This is a genomic window from Bartonella sp. AP30XZML, assembly GCF_042195945.1.
Lineage (GTDB): Bacteria > Pseudomonadota > Alphaproteobacteria > Rhizobiales > Rhizobiaceae > Bartonella.
This window is the reverse complement of the sequence record NZ_JBHIPJ010000116.1, coordinates 1-1,185: the sequence shown is the minus strand read 5'-3', so window position 1 is coordinate 1,185 and position 1,185 is coordinate 1. Positions and strand designations below refer to the sequence as shown.

At 41.3% G+C, this 1,185-nt stretch carries 1 protein-coding gene and 2 pseudogenes; all 3 read left to right on the top strand.

Annotated features, from left to right (window positions below; translation table 11 throughout):
* Nucleotides 1–607 (top strand): annotated as a pseudogene (locus ACFIL2_RS09195) (phage tail protein); the annotation flags it as partial.
* A gap of 21 nt (nucleotides 608–628) precedes the next feature.
* Nucleotides 629–907: pseudogene (locus ACFIL2_RS09190) on the top strand (phage tail protein); the annotation flags it as partial.
* Nucleotides 904–1,128, top strand: coding sequence for a tail protein X (locus ACFIL2_RS09185; RefSeq protein WP_375640049.1), 225 nt, complete (start codon nucleotides 904–906; stop codon nucleotides 1,126–1,128). The pseudogene ACFIL2_RS09190 and the gene ACFIL2_RS09185, both read left to right, overlap by 4 nt.
* Nucleotides 1,129–1,185 lie beyond the last annotated feature (57 nt).

Here is a 1,185-nt window from a genome sequence, read left to right as displayed (position 1 = left end):
TCTCTTTACGCTCTTTAAAAACTTTTCACCACTCTATTGGATAGCAAAAGGAATCAATGAACTCATTAAATGGTTGCTTGGGGTCGATTTAATGGAAGTAGGCTCCAATCTTATTAATGGGCTTTGGGAGGGCATCAAAAGCAAATGGGATGATCTGTATAACGGTTTTGGCAATATGATGAATAAATTAACCAGTTGGATGCCTAATTGGGTGAAAGAAAAGCTAGGCTTTAATGTTTCAATAGACAAGACTTCAACGCAGACCATTAAAACCTTTACTGATGAAACTAAAACACGAGCAAAAAGAATGCTGGATACAGCAGTGGTTACAAATACCCCACCTGAAAAACGCAAGAGTGGCTTTAATACAAGCGTAGTCGAAACAGGACAAATGCAGACTACAAATACAAAAGTAGGCGCCTTCAAAGCTCCCAAGCCAATTACGGTTCATAAGCCCGTTGAAGTAGATGCCCGCGTGATGATTTCAAATTTAAATATTTCCGTCCCCAATGGTCTCAAGGACGAAATCAGAGACGCTGTCAATCAAGCACTTGAACGCTATGCAAAACAGCAACGTTTAGCCATAGCCTCTAGCCTTTCGGATTAAGCGCCATGATGTTAGCTTTGNGGGCGCAAAGCAGCTCTTCAATTGCCTGCCCTTGCAAATGCGGAATTTTCTTTAACTGGTGTGATTTATCCAGATTTCAAAGGTGGTCACAGACAGCTCGAATATTTACGGCAAATGGCACATGAAGGACCTCACATTCTTGTGACTGGTCAAGGCAAAATCTTAGGTAAGTTTGTCATTCTTTCTGTAGAGGAAAAGCAAAGCATTTTTCATCATAACGGCACCCCAAAAAAACAAGAATTTACAATAAAGTTAAGAGAATATGGTGGAGACCTATGAGTGATCTTTACGTAACAAAAGAAGGCGATATGGTTGACGCCATTTGCTGGAAATACTATGCCAAGGGTCAACAAGCTCTTGCTGTTGAACGCGTCTATGCAGCAAATTTTGGTCTTGCAGACCATGGACCTATCTTAAAAGCAGGCATCACAATCGTTTTGCCAACCCTCCCCTATCCTAAAGCTACACCGGTGATTAGAATTTGGGGCAGTCAATCATGAAACCTTTTTGCACAGTGATGGCAAATGGAGAGGACATCACAAGAATGCTCATGGATT